16 protein-coding genes are annotated in these 20,791 nt (G+C 44.4%); 7 read left to right on the forward strand and 9 right to left on the reverse strand.

Annotation, left to right across the window (positions count from 1 at the left end; all coding sequences use genetic code 11):
• Positions 1 to 38: 38 nt before the first annotated feature.
• The 5 genes from B0I27_RS06760 (at position 39) to B0I27_RS06780 (ending at position 7,630) form a co-directional block, all read left to right on the forward strand.
• Positions 39 to 2,171, forward strand: a complete 2,133-nt coding sequence (locus tag B0I27_RS06760) for a carboxy terminal-processing peptidase (protein ID WP_245925448.1) — start codon at positions 39 to 41, stop codon at positions 2,169 to 2,171.
• Between the two features lie 94 nt (positions 2,172 to 2,265).
• A complete protein-coding gene (locus tag B0I27_RS06765; protein WP_106292456.1) occupies positions 2,266 to 3,291 on the forward strand; it encodes a ligase-associated DNA damage response exonuclease in 1,026 nt (341 codons plus the stop codon).
• Complete coding sequence (locus B0I27_RS06770; RefSeq protein ID WP_106292457.1) at positions 3,288 to 4,901, forward strand: ATP-dependent DNA ligase; 1,614 nt, start codon at positions 3,288 to 3,290, stop codon at positions 4,899 to 4,901. The genes B0I27_RS06765 and B0I27_RS06770 overlap by 4 nt, the downstream gene beginning before the upstream one ends.
• A 28-nt stretch (positions 4,902 to 4,929) precedes the next feature.
• Positions 4,930 to 7,398: a ligase-associated DNA damage response DEXH box helicase gene (locus B0I27_RS06775; RefSeq protein WP_106292458.1), complete on the forward strand. Its 2,469-nt coding sequence runs from the start codon at positions 4,930 to 4,932 to the stop codon at positions 7,396 to 7,398.
• Between the two features lie 40 nt (positions 7,399 to 7,438).
• Entirely contained in the window at positions 7,439 to 7,630 is a 192-nt protein-coding gene (locus tag B0I27_RS06780) for a hypothetical protein (RefSeq protein WP_106292459.1), read from the forward strand.
• Between the two features lie 59 nt (positions 7,631 to 7,689).
• Here the strand turns inward: B0I27_RS06780 and B0I27_RS06785 are convergent, their stop codons facing one another.
• The 6 genes from B0I27_RS06785 to B0I27_RS06810 all read right to left on the reverse strand — a co-directional run bounded on the left by B0I27_RS06785 (position 7,690) and on the right by B0I27_RS06810 (position 12,355).
• On the reverse strand, positions 7,690 to 8,223 hold the full coding sequence (locus tag B0I27_RS06785) for a C40 family peptidase (protein ID WP_106292460.1): 534 nt from the start codon (positions 8,221 to 8,223) through the stop codon (positions 7,690 to 7,692).
• Positions 8,224 to 8,399: 176 nt separating this feature from the next.
• Positions 8,400 to 9,347, reverse strand: coding sequence for a hypothetical protein (locus B0I27_RS06790; RefSeq protein ID WP_106292461.1), 948 nt, complete (start codon positions 9,345 to 9,347; stop codon positions 8,400 to 8,402).
• Positions 9,348 to 9,383: 36 nt separating this feature from the next.
• Positions 9,384 to 9,920, reverse strand: a complete 537-nt coding sequence (locus B0I27_RS06795) for a lipocalin family protein (protein ID WP_106292462.1) — start codon at positions 9,918 to 9,920, stop codon at positions 9,384 to 9,386.
• Between the two features lie 45 nt (positions 9,921 to 9,965).
• On the reverse strand, positions 9,966 to 10,307 hold the full coding sequence (locus tag B0I27_RS06800; RefSeq protein WP_106292463.1) for an MmcQ/YjbR family DNA-binding protein: 342 nt from the start codon (positions 10,305 to 10,307) through the stop codon (positions 9,966 to 9,968).
• A 9-nt stretch (positions 10,308 to 10,316) separates the two neighbouring features.
• A complete protein-coding gene (locus B0I27_RS06805; protein ID WP_106292464.1) occupies positions 10,317 to 12,035 on the reverse strand; it encodes a S41 family peptidase in 1,719 nt (572 codons plus the stop codon).
• Between the two features lie 104 nt (positions 12,036 to 12,139).
• A complete protein-coding gene (locus B0I27_RS06810) occupies positions 12,140 to 12,355 on the reverse strand; it encodes a hypothetical protein (RefSeq protein WP_106292465.1) in 216 nt (71 codons plus the stop codon).
• A gap of 121 nt (positions 12,356 to 12,476) precedes the next feature.
• On the opposite strand from B0I27_RS06810, the gene B0I27_RS06815 reads away from it, so the two are divergent.
• Positions 12,477 to 13,073 carry a porin family protein gene (locus B0I27_RS06815; RefSeq protein ID WP_106292466.1) on the forward strand — a complete coding sequence of 199 codons (597 nt, stop codon included), beginning with the start codon at positions 12,477 to 12,479 and terminating at the stop codon, positions 13,071 to 13,073.
• Between the two features lie 65 nt (positions 13,074 to 13,138).
• Here B0I27_RS06815 and B0I27_RS06820 read toward each other — a convergent pair whose 3' ends face one another.
• Positions 13,139 to 14,323: an anhydro-N-acetylmuramic acid kinase gene (locus B0I27_RS06820; RefSeq protein WP_106292467.1), complete on the reverse strand. Its 1,185-nt coding sequence runs from the start codon at positions 14,321 to 14,323 to the stop codon at positions 13,139 to 13,141.
• 6 nt (positions 14,324 to 14,329) lie between these two features.
• Positions 14,330 to 15,880: a glycoside hydrolase family 10-like protein gene (locus B0I27_RS06825; RefSeq protein WP_106292468.1), complete on the reverse strand. Its 1,551-nt coding sequence runs from the start codon at positions 15,878 to 15,880 to the stop codon at positions 14,330 to 14,332.
• 219 nt (positions 15,881 to 16,099) lie between these two features.
• On the opposite strand from B0I27_RS06825, the gene B0I27_RS06830 reads away from it, so the two are divergent.
• Positions 16,100 to 17,023: a hypothetical protein gene (locus tag B0I27_RS06830; protein ID WP_245925449.1), complete on the forward strand. Its 924-nt coding sequence runs from the start codon at positions 16,100 to 16,102 to the stop codon at positions 17,021 to 17,023.
• A 2-nt stretch (positions 17,024 to 17,025) separates the two neighbouring features.
• On the opposite strand, the gene B0I27_RS06835 is transcribed toward B0I27_RS06830, so the two are convergent.
• Entirely contained in the window at positions 17,026 to 20,727 is a 3,702-nt protein-coding gene (locus B0I27_RS06835) for a sensor histidine kinase (RefSeq protein WP_146133099.1), read from the reverse strand.
• Positions 20,728 to 20,791 lie beyond the last annotated feature (64 nt).

A 20,791-nucleotide genomic window follows, 5' to 3' on the forward strand; every position in this document is an offset into this window, starting at 1 on the left:
ATAGGTTATAAGAAATGGATTTTAAATCTCTTAAAGAAATGCTTAAAAAAATATTCATGGCTTTGTTCATCCTCGCTTTTATAGCATGTGCGGCCGAGCCTCGTGTGGTGACGGATGTGGAAGGCTCTGCTAATCTGAAGCCTGATCCTTCTCAGAGCCTGGTGTCCAGGGAACTGGTTAAAATCATTGAGGGGGCACACTATAAAAAGGTGAAAGTGGACGATTCGTTGTCTTCTAAGATTCTCGATAAATATATCAATCAGCTGGATCAGGGCAGGAGTTACCTGCTTGCATCTGACATTAAGTCGTTTGAAAAATATCGTCTGACGTTTGATGATGATCTTCGCGCCGGGGATCTTACTGCTTTCTTCCATATTTTCAATGTGTTTCAGGCGAGATATGCCGATAGACTGAAGTATTCTGCTACGCAGGTAGATAAGCCTTTTGATTTTACGAAAAATGAGACCTTTACTTACAACCGGGAGAAATTGCCCTGGCTGGAGTCTATTGAAGCTTCGAATACGTTGTGGAAAAAAAGAGTGAAGTCGGATCTGCTGAACCTGAAATTATCGGGCGGAGATGCGGCAAAGAATAAGGAAACATTAAAGACCAGGTATAAAAACCTGTTGTCGCAGACTCAGAAGCTTAATAACGAGGATGCTTTCCAGGTGATCATGAACTCGTTTACTGAGACCATTGACCCGCATACGAATTATTTTATTCCGCAGCGCGCACAGGCATTCAATGAAGAGATGTCGAGGACCTTTGAAGGTATAGGAGCTAGTTTACAGCTGGAAAATGAGGTTATCAAGATCGCAGCGATCGTGCCGGGCGGACCCGCTTTTAAGGCTAAGACACTGCAGGTAAACGATAAGATCATTGGCGTTGCACAGGGCAAGGATGGGGAATTTGAAGATGTTCGCGGCTGGAGACTTGATAATTCGGTATCGAAAATTAAAGGCCCCAGGGGAACTGTTGTGCGCCTGAAAATCATTCCTGCCGGTCAGGAGATCTCTTCGCAGCCTAAAATTGTGACCTTGGTTCGCGATAAGGTGGTTATGGAAGATCAGTCGGCTAAAAAGACGATTAAGACCATCACGGAAGGCGGAAAGTCTTACCGAATAGGTGTTATTGAGGTGCCGGCTTTTTACATGAATTTTAAAGATTACCAGGCTGGCGATCCGAATTATAAAAGTACGACGAGAGATGTAAGACGTATTTTGGATACGCTGAAGCGCGAAAAGGTTGACGGTATTGTGATTGACCTCAGAACAAATGGCGGCGGCTCTCTTATGGAGGCTATCGAATTAACAGGATTGTTCATTAAGAGGGGTCCCGTAGTTCAGGTGCGTAATCCGCGCAGCACGGAAGTTAGCGATGATGATGATCCTTCTATTTCGTGGACAGGCCCACTCGGTGTAATGGTGGACCGCTTCAGCGCATCAGCATCGGAGATTTTTGCTGCCGCTATTCAGGATTATAACCGGGGGATAGTGATGGGTACCCAGACCTATGGAAAGGGAACTGTGCAGTCTGCACTTGATCTGTCTCGTTATATCAGTACGGTAGATGAGTTTTTAAATAAAATTAAGACGACGGACAAGAGCGGTAAAGCGACTACGGCGACTCAGGGACCAAGATTCGGACAGATTAATCTTACTATAGCGAAGTTTTACCGGATTAACGGAAGCAGCACCCAGCATAAGGGAGTGATTCCGGATATTCAGTTTCCAATGATATTCTCTGCTGATAAGTATGGAGAAAGCTCAGAACCTTCGGCTTTACCGTTTGATTCGATTAGTCCGGCAACCTATACCCGCGTTGCGGATCTTAGTCCTATAAAGTCTCAACTCATCAAGCTTCATGAAAACAGGATGAAGGAGTCCGCAGAGTATAAGTACCTGTTGGAAGATATCGTGGAGTTCAGAAAAAGAGAGTCTGAAAATGAAGTCACGCTTAACGAGGCCAAACTCAAAAAGGAGCGCGAATTGCAGGAAGCGAGAAATCTGGCGAGAGACAATCAACGTCGTGCTCTTAAAGGACTTCCTCCACTTAAAAAAGGGGAGGTCAAGAAGGCAGACGACTATGATTTTATACAGGATGAAAGTTTAAAAACGATGGCTGACTTTATCCGCCTTAACCAGGCAGGTCAGTTTACCATGGTGTATTAGAATGACTTAGCATTTTTAAAAGAGGCCAGTTTCAGGAAGAAGCTGGCCTCTTTTGCGTTTAAAACTATCTGAGGCTACTGTTGGTTATTCATGCATGGCTCAAGCACTTCTCCAGTTCAATGATAAGGGTATATACTGCGCTGCAGGGGATTTTTATATAGATCCCTGGAAGCCGGTTGACCGGGCGGTAATTACGCACGCACATTCAGATCATGCTCGCTGGGGACATAAACATTATCTGGCACACCATTTATCCAGAGAGGTGATGTATTACCGGTTGGGAGACATATCTCTTGAGACGATGGAATATGGAGAGAGTACGACGATTAACGGCGTTCAGGTTAGCTTTTATCCTGCCGGTCATATCGTGGGTTCTGCACAGGTAAGGGTGGAATATAAGGGGGAGGTATGGGTTGCTTCAGGCGACTATAAGCTGGAGGATGATGGCTTATCGGCTCCCTTTGAGCCTGTGAAATGCCATACTTTTATTTCCGAGTGTACTTTTGGGATGCCGGTTTATAAATGGAGGCCTCAGGCTGAAATTTTCAGCGGTATTAACGATTGGTGGAGACTCAACGCTGAGGAGGGTCGAACAACGGTAATTGCCGGCTATTCGCTCGGAAAAGCACAAAGAATCATGCAGGGGCTGGATCTGTCGATCGGCAGCATCTATCTGCATGGTGTGATTGCAAATACGAATGAGGCCCTGGAACGCAATGGGATACGGTTGCCTCCAGCGGAACGTATAACAGCTGACTTCAAGAGGGAGCAGGCCAGGGGTGGGATAGTCATTTGTCCGCCGTCAGCGGTAGGGTCCCCCTGGATGCGGAAGTTTCCTTCCGTTTCGTTTGGTTATTGTTCGGGCTGGATGGCTATAAGGGGCGCGAAGCGGAGGAGAGCGGCCGACAGGGGCTTTGTGTTGTCTGATCATGCCGATTGGGACGGTTTGATAGAGGCTATTGGGGCGACGGAATGTGAGTCAGTCTGCCTGACCCACGGCTCAACGGCATCTTTCTCCAGATATCTGCGGGAGCTCGGATACGATGCGTTTGAAGCGGAAACACATTATGGTGTGGAAGATGATGAAGCAGGTGAAACCAAAGTGGAGGAAGCGGTATGAAGGATTTTGCAAAGCTATTTTCTGACCTGGATGAGACGAATAAAACTTCTGAGAAAGTCAGCATACTTAAAGATTATTTCATGTTTGTATCCGATGCTGACAAAATCAGCACTCTCGCTCTCTTTACGGGCAGGAAGCCCAAGCGGCAGATAAACTCTACACTCATTAAAACCTGGGCAATGGAGCTTGCTCATATTCCGGTGTGGCTTTTTGAAGAGTCGTACCAGGTTGTGGGTGATCTGGGCGAAACGATTGCCTTGCTCTTGCCTGAGCCTATGGGGTCTCAGAATAAATCGTTAACGGACTGGATAGCCGAGATTAACAGTCTCTCCACTCTTGGAGAAAGTGAGAAGAAGGCTTGGCTGCTGGATGCCTGGGATAGTATGGACCGGCAGGAACGCTTCGTTTTTAATAAGATCCTGACCGGTAGTTTTCGGGTAGGGGTATCACATAGTTTGATTGTAAAGGCATTGGCTGAGCTCTCGGGGCTGGAGGCCTCTGTGCTGACGCACCGGATCATGGGGAACTGGGATCCGGCGGTGTTCAGTTTCCACGATCTGATGCAGGAACAGGATGCTTCTGAGGATATTTCGAGGCCCTATCCTTTCTGTCTGGCTTACCCGGTTCAGGAGACCTCTGATCAGGTTAAGTCTGCTGAAGATATGGAAACTGCATTGGGGAGTCCGGATCAGTGGCAGGCAGAGTGGAAGTGGGACGGAATCAGGGCTCAGGTTATTTTCAGGGGCGGCGAGATCTTCATCTGGAGCAGAGGAGAAGATTTGGTGACGGATAAGTTTCCGGAGCTTCATCGTTTTATTTCGGAACTGCCGGATGGAACGGTGCTGGATGGAGAGGCAATCTGCTTCAGCGGCAATTGTCCTCTGCCTTTTAACGTGTTGCAGACCCGGATCGGGCGGAAAAACTTGACGAAAAAGATTATGGCAGACAGTCCGATGGCTTTTATCGCCTACGATTGTTTGGAGCTTGAGGGAGACGATATCCGGTCTATGCCTCTTCGGTACAGGCGCTCCATAGTAGAGCGGATCCATGCCGAGAATGCTCATCAGGATATCTTCAAGTTATCGGAGGTTGTTTCTTTTAATTCATGGCAGGAGCTTTATGATCTTCGCCTGAGGGCCCGGGAACACGTTGCTGAGGGGTTTATGCTGAAGAGGAGCGAATCGGTTTATCAAACCGGGAGGAAGCGCGGCGACTGGTGGAAATGGAAGGTTGACCCTTTAACGGTTGATGCAGTAATGGTTTATGCGCAGAAGGGACATGGCCGGCGGGCTGATTTGTACACGGATTATACGTTTGCCGTGTGGGACGGCGATAAACTGGTGCCTGTTGCCAAGGCATATTCGGGACTTACAGATAAGGAGATCAATCAGGTTGACCATTATGTAAAAAGAAATACGCTGGAGAAGTTCGGCCCGGTACGAACCGTTAAGCCCGGGCTTGTGTTCGAAATAGGCTTTGAGGGTATAAATGCTTCCTCAAGGCATAAGTCGGGCGTAGCACTCCGCTTTCCGCGCATATTGCGCTGGCGGCATGATAAGAAAATTGAAGAGGCTGACCATATCGAGGCGTTGAAAGCTATGCTCGCCTGAAATCGTTAATGATACTTATGAAAAGAATATGACAGCTGGTGAAAAGGCGATCTCTGCTTGGTTTAAATCTAAAAAGTGGAAGCAGTTTGCGTTTCAAAAGGAGATGCAGGCTGCCTACCTCTCTGGTTTTTCGGGTCTGTTGAATGCCCCTACAGGAAGCGGTAAAACCTTTGCTTTGTTTCTGCCTATCGTTGCCGATTATATCAATCGCTATCCCGCTACCTATAAAGAGAAGCGTAATAACGGGTTGATGATGCTTTGGATAACGCCGTTAAGGGCGCTGACCAATGACATACGTAAGGCCATGCAAACTGTGGTAGATGACCTGGAGATCCCCTGGTCGATAGGTAGCCGTACCGGAGATACCTCAGCTAAAGAAAAGCAGGCATTGAAACGCAGACAGCCGGAAGTATTGCTTACTACGCCAGAAAGCTTGCATTTGATGCTTTCGCAGAAGGATTATCCGAAGCTTTTCGAAAATTTACAGGCGGTGATAGCCGATGAGTGGCATGAGTTGCTGGGCACGAAGCGGGGGGTGCAGCTGGAGCTGGGATTGTCCCGGTTGAAGGGTATAAAAAAGGGCTCTGCGTCGAATTTGAGGATATGGGGGATCAGTGCGACAATAGGGAATCTGGAGCAGGGGGCTGATGTGCTTCTAGGGCATGTTGCTGACCGGTCTGCCATTCGTTTGGTACGGGCGGATCTGGATAAGAAAATTGAGATACAATCGATCATCCCTGATGATATCGAGCAATTCTCCTGGGCAGGTCACCTGGGAATTAAGCTTCTTCCGAAGGTGATGGACATCGTAGCAAAGAGTAAGACGACATTAATCTTTACTAATACGCGCTCGCAGTCTGAAATATGGTATCATGCCATTCTGGACCGATACCCTGAGTATGCGGGGATAATGGCTATGCATCATGGGTCTTTAGATAATGAACTTCGTTCCTGGGTGGAGGCTGCGCTGCACAATGAGATGCTTAAGCTTGTTGTTTGTACCTCCAGTCTGGATCTGGGCGTCGATTTCCGGCCGGTGGATTCGGTAGTGCAGATCGGTAGCCCGAAAGGAGTAGCGCGGTTTATGCAGCGTGCGGGAAGGAGCGGCCATCATCCGGGGGCGACATCAAAAGCTTGGTTTGTGCCTACACATTCTCTGGAGCTGCTGGAGGGTGCGGCCATAAAGGGAGCTATTGAACACCGGATCTTTGAGAGCAGGGATCCGATTGTTTTGGCAATGGATGTGCTGATGCAGTATCTGGTTACTTTAGCGGTTTCTGACGGGTTCAGGGCCGACCAGATCTTCCATGAGTTGAAAGATACTTACGCTTACGCCGAGCTGAGGGAATCTGAATATGCGCAAATCCTGAATTTTATTACTCTGGGTGGAAAGACTTTGTCGCAGTATGATGAGTACCTGAAAGTGGAGATAGAAGAAGGATTGTACAAGGTAAAGAGTAAGCGCGTTGCCATGCGCCACAGGCTCACGATGGGAACGATTGTAAGTGATGTCAGTATGCGCATTAAGTTTCTTTCGGGAGGATATCTGGGGTCTATTGAAGAGGATTTTGTTGCCAGAATGAAAGTGGGGGACAATTTCTGGTTTGCCGGGAGGAGTCTGGAGCTGGTGAAGATAAAAGATATGACGGCATTCGTGAAAAAGTCGCCGAAGAGCAATGGCAGAATTCCGAGCTGGATGGGAGGGCGGATACCTTTGTCCTCACAGCTCTCTGCGATGTTCAGGAGCAAGCTGGATGATGTAGCGCACCATATAGAGACTGATATTGAAATCAAGACGCTGAGGCCTTTATTTGACATGCAGGCGAAGCTGTCTCATTTGCCGACAAGTGGCGAGTTCCTGATTGAGGGGTTCAACTCTCATGATGGTTATCATCTGTTCTTTTATCCCTTTGAAGGCCGCCTGGTACATGAGGGTATGGCATCTTTGTTTGCCTATCGCATTGCGAAGGTACGAAAGGCCAGTTTTTCAATTGCTATGAACGACTATGGGTTTGAGTTGCTGTCGGCCGATCCGATACCTTTGGAGGAGGCCATCGCTGCAGATCTGTTTTCATCCGAAAATCTGCTCGACGACATACAGAATAGTTTGAACGCTAACGAGATGGCGCGAAGGCGTTTCAGGGATATCGCGCATATTGCGGGTTTGGTATTTACGGGTTTTCCTGGTAAGACAATGAAGAACAGGCATCTTCAGGCGTCGACATCGCTTCTTTTCGATGTTTTTAATGAATATGAGCCAGACAATGTTCTGGTGAGGCAGGCATATAATGAAGCGTTACAGTTCCAGCTGGAAGAGTTCAGGCTGAGGGAGGCGTTAAGCAGACTGCAGAAACTGAAGGTGATTATTACAGAGAGTAAAAAGCCCACTCCTTTTGCTTTCCCGATCATGGTAGATAGGTTAAGGGAAAAGCTAACTACTGAGACATTGGAGGAAAGAGTGGCTAAGATGAGTTTAAGATATTCGAAAGGTAAATAATGGCAGCGTATTTGCATAGTAGAAGGCAAACATATACACTATGAACTTAAAGAGAACTTTTGGTACTATATTGACGATACTAGGTATCGTAGGACTGATATATGCTGCTGTAGGTTTTGTTCAGCAGTCTGGCTCTCCAAGGGAGTTGATTGTTTACGGAATTCTTGGACTGATATTCTTTTTTACCGGCATCGGCCTGGTTAAGAATACACGGGACGTGGCTAAAATGTAAAAAGGGTTGATATGAATAGCCTTTGCTTTCATATCAACCCTCGCTTTTTAAACAATTTTTTACAACTGTTCTTTCAGAGACTCGATAAGTCTTCCTCCTTTGTAATAGTAACGTTTCCAGTAGGACTCGTTAAGATTACTGATCGTAACACCCCTGCTTGATGACGCATGAGCAAATTTGTCGTCTCCAAGATAAACGCCGACGTGTGATATAGCGCGACTTTTAATCTTAAAGAATACCAGATCACCTTCTTTCAGATCATCCTTGCTTACAGGATTGACCATGGTGAAGATATTTCTGGAATTGTTGCCAATAACTGTATTGAATACCTTGTCGTACAGTTGAAAAGCAAAACCTGAGCAGTCGATTCCTCTTTTGGTATCTCCACCTAAGCGGTAGGGAGTTCCAATCCAGTCATAAACAAATTGGTAAAGCTTAACGTTTGATGTAGCTGATACGGCAATTCCCATGATCTGAGAAAAGTAATCCTTGGCAAGATTGTCAGGATCCTCTACAGTTTTTTTAGTTTGCGCCTGGGTATTAGACACGTACATAATAGCGATTAACATCGCTATAATCATTTTTTTCCCCATTTAAACTTCGTTTAAAGTTAAACAACAGTACTTTTAAACGCCCTCTTGTGTCATAAGATCTGACACGAGCATTGCAAATCTAGTTAAATTATCGGAAGCGTCAAGTGAAAAGTGTCCTGTTTTTCCAAATTTAACATTTCAATTGTCCTGATTATGATACAATTGACCACAAAAAGTCACTTTTTTCCTTTGACGTACAGGGTGATCTGGCTGGTATGAGGAAGGCCCAGGGTGCTACCTGGAATGACCTTAAGGAAACGTTGAAGATAGACGTCGACTATTCCTTCCAGCACTTTACGACGGGAGGCAGTAAACTCGGCACTGGTCCAGAATGTGTCGACCTGCAGCTTTCCATGCTGGTCTACCAGGGCAGTGAAAGTATGGGAGAAGTCTTTATAGGCCTTATTGATGTTAATCGAATATTCGGGCTTCAGATAGGTGTCGGCAGAGCTTATACTCAATAGATTGTGAGGGTCATATTGCAGGCCCTCTTTCACAACTTCTATCTCCTTTATGGTACTTATCAGCTGGACGGGTTGACGGGCGGCAAAGGCGCTATCGGGATTTTTTGGGTTTCTATTGGCTCTGGAGACCAAAGATTTAATGAAAAGGGTGTCGTTTCGATTTGGTCTCCTAAGCAGCACGGGATCCTTTTTTAGCACGTCACTAAGATACCGGTGGGAGTAGAATTTCATCGTGACGTTGGATCTCTCTCTAGAGACTTCTTTTCTATCTACAGAGAGGAGCTGGAAAGTCAGGCTGTCTTTTGTCAGTTTCTTCAGGCGAAGCCATTCTCTTGCGATATTAAATACAGAGTCATGATCATGATAGATGGGATAGTGGTAGTACTTCTTTTCAAAGGGACTATAGATCATCACGGAGTCTTCTGACAAGAAATACAGCTTCCAGGCGGGTTCTTGCTGAAAGCCATATTCATTGAAAGCGAGGCCATTGTCAAATGCCCTGCGGACTTCGATAAACTGCATGCCCAGTACGGGTTGGAAAGAAGGCCGCTCTATTTTCTTATCCTTACTATCACAGGATGTGAGAATAAATGCCGTAAAGAACATGAACAGGGTGGCAGCAAGTTTAATATTTTTTGTAAAGCCGTGTTGAAGCATCATGCAGCTAAATATACATGAAGTTTACTGTTAGAGAAATCAGTCAGTTGATTTCTGGGGCGTGATCCGTAGTCTTGAAACGTCAAATCCTTTGCGGTCTGCAGACATCAGCAGTTTCTTGTAGACATCCATTTCCATCCAGGGCTTGCGGCTTAATATCCAGAGGTAATTGCGGTTAGGATGTCCGACCATGGCATAACTATAATCGGGTGCAAGCTCAAGAATCCAATATTTTCCTTTAAACGGCCATTGGAACTGGACATTTAGTTTGGCATTCGTTTTTTTGTCGGTGACTTTTGCGATGCCCATAGCAATTCTTTCCTCGCCGTTTGCTATGCAGGAATTCTTAACTGATATTGTATTATCTGAATTGAGCGAGTAATGCGCAGACGTATAGGTGCAGCCCTTTTGAAACTTTTGCGGGAAAGAAGCGATTTCATACCACTTACCCAGGTATTTTTCAAGTTCAACATGAGGGACTGTATCGAGGGGTTTTTTTATCAGTTTACGAAGGACAAGGGCAGCCGAAGCGAAAAGAATGGCTGCAATGGCTATTTCAGGTGTTGTTTTTTTCATGTTAATTTAACAAAGAACCTTCAGGAAGGTTTAGTTGCTAAACTATCATAAATCCATGCGCGTTTTTTTTGGCAGACTACCGACTACCAGATCGTAGGAATCACGAATCCATTGCCTGAGCAGCTCATCCGGTACGGCACCACTTATCTGTATTGTATTCCAGTGTCTTTTATTCATATGGTATCCCGGAAGGACGTCCGGATATAATTCTCTAAGCTCGATAGCTTTTTCAGGATCACATTTTACATTAAAAGAGAAGGGCTCCAGAGAGGCTAACGAAAACACTTTGTCTTTTACTTTTACCACGAGGGTATCGTCTCCAAAGGGAAAGCCTTCGGTAGTACCCTTAAGGCTCAGGCAAAATTCGCGGTAATCTTCAATATTCATGTTAATTATTTAATCTTCTGAGAGACTTGCAGTGAAGCCATGAACGGGCTTCCCAATAGAGCTGAAGGTGCCGTTTCCCTTCAGAATGGAAGTTAACATATTTTTATTTAAAAGAACCTCTTTAGCAGACTGGATATCTTTATCGGAGCTGAAGCTGTTTTCGGTACGTCCGTTCTGAAAGTAGTATCGTGAGATTATTTCGTTCTGGAGCAGGAGTCTGATCTCCGGCTTGAATTGCAGCAGATCATTTTTCTTGCTGACAGATACCTTTGTTTTCAAGGCGTTGTATTCATTTTGTATTTCCGACAGCTTCTTTTCTCTATCAGCTTCTGTTTTTAAGTCATCCAATAGTTTCTCAGTTTTAGTAAGATAATTATAATCCTTATCGGACATATAATTGACGAAATTGCTGTACTCCTCATCGCTCAGCGTGAAGATACCTGGTTTGGGTATTTCGTCATGGTTATTACGGAAAAGTGTCGCATAGTCGAAGATGAAACGCTTTGTAAGCAGCGTTAACGCTATGGGGCTGTATTTTGCAGGCGTAATGAACTTGTCCGGATAAACCCCGCTGCCATCGTAAACAGTACGGCCGCCCTTGGTCTGATAAGCAGTTATCAGGGAATCGGCTATTTTTACGACCTGTCCGTTTTCCTTTTTGTGCGTATAGTCGAGTGACTGTATGCATCTACCGGAAGGTGTATAGTATTTGGCTACAGTTACTTTCACGAGGCTGTTGTAAGGCAGATTAAAGCTTTGTTGAACGAGGCCCTTTCCATAGCTTCGCTGACCAATGACCACCGCGCGATCGAGATCTTGAAGGGCTCCTGCGACAATCTCAGAAGCTGAAGCAGAGCGTCCGTTTATGAGAATAACAAGGGGTAATTTTGGGGCAAGTGGCTTGTTGTAGGTTTTGTAAGTGAAGGACTTTTCCTTCGTTTTTCCTTTTTGGGTGACGACAATGGTATTCGGATCAACAAAAAGATTGACGATTTTTACGGCTTCCTGCAGGATGCCACCTCCATTGGAGCGGAGGTCCAGGATAAGCCCTTCAGGTTTTTGTTTTAATATAGATAATAGAGAGGTTTCGACTTCGGAAGCGGACTTCTCAAGGAACTTGTCTAATTTAATATACCCTATGTTGTTATTGATCAGCCCGGAATAGCTAACATTAGGCTGGGTTATTTCGTCTCTGACCAGATTCTTTTGTAATGGTTCTTTAATCCCAGGCCTGATGACGGTAAGTTTTAAGCTGGTGCCTCTAGGTCCCTTCAGCATAGAGCTTACTGATTCATAGGGTTTCCCTTTTAGTTGAATGTCGTTTATCGCTGTGATTTCATCTCCTGCGCGCAGGTCGCTTTTTTGCGCCGGAAAGCCCTCGAATGCTTCTGCAACCAGGAACTTACCATCCCGCTGATGGATGCTGGTTCCTATGCCGCCATACTGGGTACTGACATACCTCATGCGGTAGTCTTCCATGTTTGATTCGGGGACATACTCCGTGTAAGGATCCATGCTCTGAAGCATGGCTTCAATACCCGTCTCCATCATTTCGGAAGGATTAATATCGTCTACGTAGTTGATATTGATCTCCTTGTATAACGAGTTAAATATCTCCAGACTCTTGGATGCCTCGAAATAGGCATCGCTGAAGGCAAGAGAGAGTAATGCGATCCCCGAAAAAGCGGAGATTCTAAGTGTCTTTGAATGTTTCTTCAGGCTCAACATAATCCATTCTTATTGCACGTTACAGGTAGACGAAGGTGCAGGATTATAAATATACCATTTGAAGACGAGATTTACCTTTTTATTGGAATTTTGCCGCGCAAGTGTTACAGGCGGTTATTGTCGATGTTTACAAGACCTTTTTTTAAAGTGAAGACGACGTATTCGCGGTTCCTTTTTAGTCTTGTCATTAGCCTTTGAATAAGCTGTTCTTCTTCGCCGGCCTGATAGGCTAGATCTTCTTCAGATAGTTCTCTGTATTTTCTTTCGACCTTTAATTTAAGTCTTTCCCAGTCTGCTGTACTAATAGTGATTTCCGCCATGATTTTCTTTGCCGTAAAATTAGGAAATAATACGTGTTTAAAAAAAAGTGAATGACTCGTACATTTGGCAACTATATACGATGCTGATTGTTATTAAGCATTAAACACTAAGAATACGAATATGAGAAAGATTTTATTGTTAGGAATGGTTATGTTGGGACTTGGTAAGGCCGCTTCTGCGCAGCTACCGTCTTTTAACCTGGGACTGAAGGCAGGGTTGAACTTTGCGAAACTGGAATCGGATTTTGCCAGCGATGAAAACCGCCTTGGTTATCAGGCCGGTTTATGGGCACGTGTAGGTGGGGGCGGTTTTTATGTACAGCCCGAAGCTTACCTTGCTGGCAAGGGGGGCGAATTCAAGTCGGAGAACACTGAAGGCGCGATAAATGCTGAAGGCAAAGTGAGGTTTACCACCCTCGATGTGCCGGTATTGCTGGGTACAAAGGTGGGAGTAGGCCCCGTGAATGTACGCTTTATGGCGGGACCTGTTGTTTCTTTTGTACTGGACAAGGATCTGTCGGGTAACGACGTTCTTGATGCTTACCGGAAGGACAGCTACAAGGATCAGAACTGGGGAGCACAGTTTGGAGCAGGAGTGGACATTTCGAAAATCACACTCGATCTAAGATATGAAGCAGGACTGACCGATGTGAGTGACAGTGATGTGCTTAAAAAGCAAAATCTGTGGCAGTTGAGTCTTGGATTCAAAATACTTTAAGACAATTTTTTCATCAGACCTGTCTGCTTAAGGGCGGGTCTGATGAGCTATCCGTTTAGCAAACTTCAATTAGGAAGCGAGATCTTGCCCATCATTATCCGGGGGGCCCCTTCAATATTAATTGCCGATCCGCAGATCGTTTCGTTCGCCAGCAGGGCAAACAAGACAGATTCCTTGGCATCTGCGTTAACTCCCAGGTCTTCTATATTTCCAATTGTATTGGGATGGAGGCTTCTCTTCAGGCTTTCCATCAGATATTTGTTATGATTACCCCCGCCGCTTACATAGCATCTAAAGGGCTTTCCTTCCGTTGCTGTTTTGATACACGTCGCTATTGATGAGGCGGTCAGCTCAGCAACTGTCGCTATCAGGTCATTCGGCTCTATATCTTCTGCGTTTGCTTTATCAAGTGCTGTGTCAATAAACATCTTGTTGAAGAGCTCCTGACCGGTTGTCTTAGGAAGCGCTTGTCCAAAGAAGGGTTGTTCCAGCATAGTATTCAAAAGACTGTGGTTGACTTTCCCGCTAAGGGCTATTTCGCCGCCCCTGTCAAATGGCTGCGAGTAATGCACTCTGACCAAAAGATCGGAAAGGGTGTTTCCGGGACCACAATCAGTGCATACTACGGATTGTGAGGTTTCACCTGCTGGTAGATACGTAAAGTTGGAAATTCCTCCGATATTCAGCAAAACGCGGTTTTCGTTTCTGGACGAGAATAAGATTTTATCACCATACAAGGCGAGAGGAGCGCCTTCTCCCCCGGCGGCAACATGCTTCTGTCGGAAGTCGCTTATGGTGGTTATTCCTGTAGTGACCGCCAGATGATCACCGTCACCTATCTGCAACGTAGCGTTTGGATAATCAGTCAGCCCGTGGAGGCGTTGAGGAGCATGGTAGATGGTTTGACCATGACTCGCGATACAATCTATTTCTTCAATAGAGATATTCCACTTCCTCAGGCAATCGAGAACTATCTTAGCGTGAACTTTCGCTGTGATCGCGTTGAGAAGAGTAAGATGCTGAAGGTTGACGGTTTCTTTACAAAATATAGCCTGAAGTTCTGCTTTGTATTCAGGCTGGAATGGTACCGTTTCAAAATAAAGAACCTCGACTGAAGTGTCCAGACCATTGCCTTTTATCTTCGTCACGGCGACGTCGAGGCCATCCATAGAGGTACCGGACATTAAGCCGATAATGGTTCGTGACGGTTTATTTGCAGCGTCAACAAGCTTTTGAATAACCGGATTCATGATTTACTAATTAGCTCCACCGATGGACACTATTGCATTATTGGAGGGCTGACTCTCATTTTTTAACCTGTCAAGAGCAGTGACGACGTATAGATAGGTTCCCGGTACGTTGTGTGAATCTACAAACGTGGTTTTGTTTTGATAACTAATGCCGACGATCTTTTCGGGGTTTTGGATATCTATGGTTTCGGTATTGCTGAAACGGTAAACTACGTAGCCATATGCTTTTTCTCCGTCCCTGGACATCAGGGGTTCGTTCCAGTTCAGCAGAATCTTGTCATTGGTAGAAGCCATTGCGTTTAAATTAACCGGTGCCTGTGGAGGAGTATCGTCACGCCATAGCATTTGAGGCGGAAGAGCAGGGTGGCGATAGAAGTTCTGTCTTAATGAATCCTGGAGTCCGGCATAGTTTCCGGTGAGGGATTTGGAACTGAAGTAGACACTGCCCTGAACCCTGTTGTTATTGCGCAGATAGCGGATTTGATCAGGTATTTGAGACCAGTTCATCCATCCAGCCCTTCTTTCCGTGGCTCTGTAGGCAGCTTGCCCGATGTAGACATGTTTTCCGAAGGCATTGTCGCTCCACCAATCGGTGAGCTTTTCGAATGCAGCCGCACGGTTGTAAAAAGGGAAGTAGATTTGCGGATTAATATAATCTATCCAGCCGCTTTGTACCCACTTTCTGGCGTCAGCATACAATGTGCCATAGCCGTCTAAGCCATTGCTTTCGGAACCTGTAGGATCTTGTGACTTATTTCTCCAGATCCCGAAGGGACTAATTCCGAACTTGACAAAGTTCTTTTCTTTATGAATGCTTTCTGATAAAACCTTGATTAAGGTGTCGACATTATGACGTCTCCAATCACCAATATTTTTAAAGTTTTGTCCGTATAAGGCGAACTCTTTCGCATCTCTGATGACCTGACCTTTCTCCGGGTATGGGTAAAAATAGTCGTCGAAGTGCACCCCATCGATATCGTAATTTCTCACAACATTCATAATTGTTTGAACGATGTAATCGCGGACTTCAGGCAACCCGGGATTGAAGAGTTTTTTTCCGCCATAGCTGAAGAACCAATGGGGCTTTTCTTTCGCAATGTGGTCTTCGCTTAATTCGGTTGGAGATAGTGTCGTCGAGGCTCTATATGGATTAAACCATGCATGGAGCTCCATGCCCCGTTTATGAGCCTCGTCAATAGCGAATGCAAGCGGATCATACAGGGGGGCAGGGGCGCGACCTTGTTTGCCTGTAAGGAATCGGCTCCAGGGTTCTGTACCTTGGCTGTAAAAAGCGTCTGCAGCCGGCCTAACCTGCAGGATGATAGCGTTTATGCCACTCTTTTGGTGTTCATCGAATATGCGCAATAGTTCTTTTTTCTGAAGATCAGTCGAGAGTCCCGGCTTTGAGGGCCAGTCGATATTCGCTACGGTTGCTATCCAGACGCCCCGAAACTCTCGTTTTGGAGCGGAAAGCGAGTGGTAGGTGTTCTGCGAAAAAGTGTGATTTAGGGAACAAAGAAATATTATTGGGAATAGAATTGACTTCAAAACGCTCATTATTGCTAATTTTATATTGTAGGAGTAACCGATTTGAGGAACTCACAAAAAAACAAAGATAGTTCCTTTAAATTTAATCGTTAAACGTTTTGTGAAGTCGTAAAGGAGCACTTCTTGATATTTAATATCTTTTTTGTTGAACGTATTGAAAGATGTTATTAGTTTCGTCTTTGTTACTTTAAGTTTTTTCCTTTCCAGTATGGGATTAATTATATCATTATGAAAAACGATGCCCCTGAACAGGCCCCATCTCCATCAAAAGATTCGAACAAGGTTTACTTTCTTATCCTGGTAATAGTTGCTCTTTTAGGCACCAATGCCTATGTGTTTTTGAAAGACAAAAAGTCGGAAGATAAAGTCGTTACCCTGACTGATGAAAAATCCCGGATGGAGATTGAAATCGACAGGATAGAAGCGGAACTTGACCGGTCCAAGACATCAAATGTTAATCTTTCGGCAGAGCTTAAGGAGGGTCAGGAGCTCGCGAGGGTGAAAATTAACGAGTTAAGAGATCAATTAAGACGGGGACAGCTAACCGAAGGAGAATTAGCAAGAGCTCAGAAGGAAATTAAGGACCTTCGCACATTTGTATCGAAGTACACAGCTGATATCGTTGTTTTAGAGAAGAAAAACGTGAAGCTTACTGAACAGAGGGATAGTTTGCAAACGACGGTTGCTAATATCAATGAAAGGGCTTCGATGCTTGAGAAGGTGAATACCGATTTGAGTAATAAGGTAAAGGTCGCTGCTGCTATCAAAGTAGCGAATATTGCCGTATCTGCGGTAAGAATCAGAAATAATGGTAAAGAATCGGAGGTTACCCGGGCTAGCACAGCCAAGCGTTTGAAGATTAGATTCACCGTGGCAGACAACTCGCTTGCTCAGCACGGAGAACACGAGATATTTATTCGGGTGATTGACCCTGACGGAAACTTAATCACGACTAATGGGAGTGACCTGTTTGACGCAGACGGTGATCAGTTACAGTTCACATATAAAACAAATATCGAATTTGATAACTCGTTTGGGAAGCTCTACAGCATCGATTGGGACCCTATCCAACCTTTAAAAAAAGGCGAGTATACCATGGTTTTATACGCCGACGGCTATACGATGGGTAAGACTGTATTCGGCTTGAGATAGTCTTATACAGAAGCCAGAGGCACGCGGATAAAGAATGTGGTCCCTGTCTCCAGTCCTGTCTCAAAGGTTATTGTACCCAGCATATTTTCTACCGCTTGTTTAACGAATGCAAGACCAAGACCTGTGCCCGAGCTTTTGGTGGTAAAGTTAGGGTTGAAGATTTTATCTCGTAGGTCTTCAGGTATTCCTTTTCCGTTATCCGAAAGCGAAATAAGGGCATTTTGGCCTTGCACTTCAAGCATTACTTCGATTCTTCCTGTTACAGAAGCTGGAATAGCCTCAAGTGCGTTCTTTAATAGATTGTTGAAAATCCTCAGCAGATGATCTCTGCTTCCATTCACGATCGCTTCCGGGTTGCTGTAGTTAAAAGTGATGCTGAGGTCTTCTGAACTGTCGTAAATTTCTATTGATCGCCTGATGACCTCGACAAGGTTAATTTGAGAAAAGGGCGTATCGGGAAGCTTTGCAAAGTTGGAGAATTCGGAAGCAATAAGAGCGAGACTTTCGATTTGTTCAATGAAGGATTTGCTGAAGCGTTCGAACTTTTTGCTGAAGTTAGGATCTTGTTCACGCCAGGACTTTTCCAGGAGCTGCACACCCAATTTTAAAGGTGTTAACGGATTTTTAATTTCATGAGCTACCTGTTTCGCCATCTCTCTCCAGGCAGACTCTCTCTCGGACCTCGCCAGCTTCTGAGCACTTTCTTCAAGTGCCCGTATCATGTTGTTGTATTCTTTTATGAGGCTGCCAATTTCGTCGTTGCTTTTCCATTTGATAGGTTCGTTTTTACCGTCTATGCTGATCTCGCTGAGACTTTTACTTACCAGGGTAAGCGGAAATGTTATCTGGTTTGCAAGGAATATCGCGAATAGTGCTATAACAATCAGTACCAATGCGTAGACGTTGATGAGCGTGTTGAGATATTGTCCAATCCGCATATCGTAATCGTGTTCAAAAGAGAACTTAGGGATGCCCAGATAGGCTATTGTTTCGTTTCTTGCATTGCGTAGTGGGCGGTAGGCGGTTATATAATTTAGGTGCCCTATCTTTTCGCTATTAAGAAGTTCTGATCTTTGAAGCCCCTTCAAATATAAAAAGGCTACCGCGTTCATTCGAGGTTCTATAAGCCCGTTATCGTAAATTTTGTACTGCGTCGTGAAAAGCAGTTTGCCGTTTACATCAAACAGGATGAGGTCAGTCGCATTAACTTCAGAGAACGTTCGAAGGATATCTTCATTTTCAAGCAATTTTCCGTTTTTGAAGATCTTGTTTTTTTCCAGACCGAGGTTCACCTGATTAGCCTGATGGATGACGTCAGATTCGAGTTCTTTTTTAAATTGGCTGCTGATGCTGAAGTAGGTTATAATACTTACAATCAGCAAGGTGAAGACAATTGCTGCTACCAACGATGCCTGTATTCTGGTTTTATAAAGGATTTTATGTCTGGAGAGGAGGGCAGACCATCCGTTTTGTTCAATTATGAAGCGTTCGTCGTGAAAGGTCACCCATAGCCGATAAATAACCGTTATAAAAAGCGTGAGAATAATCATCACCAAAAACATGAAAGATACTGAGGCCAGCTTCATGATTAAGGTGGTAACAGGGCGACTTACAACTATTAGTTTTTTGCTGTTCGATTGATAGATGACATGGCTGTAACCGTTCTTTTCGACAAAAATAAATTGGTTGATTTTACCCGGAAAGTCGTCATTTACTAAATTGTACGTATAACTTCCATTTTGATTCAGCAAATGTCCGTCAAGGTAAAAGGCAAAAGAATAGTTGTTGAGCTCCTTGTCAGTATTCATTTTGCTGTCTACCAAAACCTCGGGTAACGTACCCGGGTTCTTAAAAGTCTTGGAAGTAAGCGTAAGAATAATTGTACCGACATGATCGCCGTTATCTGTCACCGGAAGGATGGCGAAGTAGTTTTGAAATCCAAAAGTGTTATTTACCCGATAGAAGTTCTCAGAAACCTTAATAGAGCCGGCCATCACCAGGTCTTTGTATCCGCGTATTTGGCTGCTATCGGCAGAATTGTATTCCTCTCCGGGGTGGAAGGTATACGTTTCGAATTCATACCTGGATAGATATCCGTCAAAATAAAGCTTTTTAAGATTGTCATCCAGCTGACCCTTCGAGGCATTCTGAGTCTGGAAGTATTCCTTTATCATCTCGTCATTACTTATCTCTTGCTCAAGAGACATGAATAGCAGGACGGCATTTGGATCATCGGCTGACTCCAGCTTATAAGCTACAACTTTCCGTTGCTCCCGTTCTTTTTCAAACTGAAATGAAGAGAGCTTTATCGAAGCGATGATTGAAAAAAGAAGTACGCAGAAAAGAAATATAACCAGCCGATAGCTTGATTTCTGTGTATAGAATGAATAGCCCCGGATAAATAGTATCGTACAGAATAAGGGTATATAGGCATTCGCTTCTCCGACGAGGAGGTGGATCAGCACAAGAACCACTACTCCGTTGATAAAGATTTTTAGACGGAGCTTATTTGAGATCGGCAGCTTTCGCCCCAGTGAAAGGATTATTTCTAAAAGCAAGTATAAATTGAATGCGGATATGTAGAGTATTAGTATCGATATCCAGCTGTGAGCCGTGAGATTCAGAATATTTGTCAGATCAAAATTGATGCTTGATTTGATAATCAGCGCATAGAATAAGTCGCTAAGCTGACTGGCTACAAAGTAGATTATAAGTCCGAGTAATGAGAATATAATACCTCCTGCTGATTTACTTATGGGTTGTTCGGTAATCTCAAGCTCCTTTCGATAGCTGTAAACAAATGCGAGGAACCAGCTTACCACAATGGAATTTATAAGGAAATCACCGAGGGAGGGAAGAAAAAACCCATCATTGAAATGCCTTGCCGAAAACAGACTCAGGTTGAATTCTGTGTCGAGATAAGGGAAAGATAATGTTAAAAGCCTAAGTGCAAGAAAGTAGATAAAGAAGACGCTGATAGCGGTTTTGATGTGTCCTTTTTTCGCAATAGATATGCAAAGAAAGTTGATTAATAGCGTAGCGAATAGAGCTGTTAACAGCCACATACACAGCTCTAAAGTCGAGTAGAAGGTGTTTGTTATCGATGATTTAAGCTTAACGGAGATGATGAATTCGCCATTGATGTTTTTGACATTATATGTTTTTTTGTCGTCAAGTCCGGCAATTTCGAGATTGTTGTCGCTAATCAGATCCTCATCAAAAACGTTCTTTAAATAAGTGTTTTGAAACTTGAATTCAGCCTTGATCGGAATCGCCATAACCACCGAAAAAGATCCAGACTGATATTTTATGGCTTCGTACCAGCCGTTTTGCGTCTTTATTCTGTTACTCCCTACTTTTAATCCTGCATCTGAATTGGGGCAAATCCGGTTTCCACCCCAAAAGGTAAGCTCATTGTTATGGTAAGTAAAGACGAAAATTCGTTTGTCATCACGGAAGTGTTTTATGATGTCCAGAGCTACCGGTGAACTGGTATGGGCAAGCTTAAGTAGGTTTATATTTGAGGTATCGCTCAGATAGTCATGTACGAACTTTTCTTTTTCATGCAACCGCTTTTCAAGAGTACTGGCCTCAAACTCTAATAATTCGTGTTTATTGAACGTCAGATTTATTGTCAATGCCGTGACAGCGCAGCTGAGAGTTAATAGTAGTAAAAGAAGCCGAATTTTTAAGGTTGCACTCACGATACGTATTTAAAACATAAAGCCATATAATGTTTTGATTAAAACAAGATACGGCTTTATGAGT

Origin of the sequence: Arcticibacter pallidicorallinus (genome assembly GCF_003002875.1) — a bacterium.
Classification (GTDB): Bacteria; Bacteroidota; Bacteroidia; order Sphingobacteriales; family Sphingobacteriaceae; genus Arcticibacter; species Arcticibacter pallidicorallinus.